Here is a 295-nt window from a genome sequence, read left to right as displayed (position 1 = left end):
ATCTTTATTCCCCACCCATTTTTTCAATCGAAGAACAACGTCTGTACTTTTCTCTGAACGATGCGGAATTGGCAGTTTTTCGGTCAATTCGTCTCAGAGCTCATAGATGTTACTTTGTCGCGATTTTGGGATACTTCAAATCAAAGCCCGTCATCCTAGATATCGCTTACTCGCAGGTTTCTAAGGATTTAATGTTCATCAGTAAAGAGCTGCTTGGCGGCAAGGGGCTCAGACCATTCACTCCCTCACAAAAACAAAAAGATCGACTCTACGCAAAAGTATTAGACCTTGCTGG

General features: G+C 42.7%; 1 protein-coding gene. It reads left to right on the top strand.

Annotation, left to right across the window (positions count from 1 at the left end):
• A partial coding sequence (locus ACFI6J_RS21645; protein ID WP_462586413.1) for a DUF4158 domain-containing protein occupies positions 1–295 on the top strand: 295 nt, incomplete at both ends.

It is taken from the genome of Alteromonas sp. G4i13 (assembly GCF_054960505.1).
This window is presented reverse-complemented; position numbering and strand designations above follow the sequence as displayed.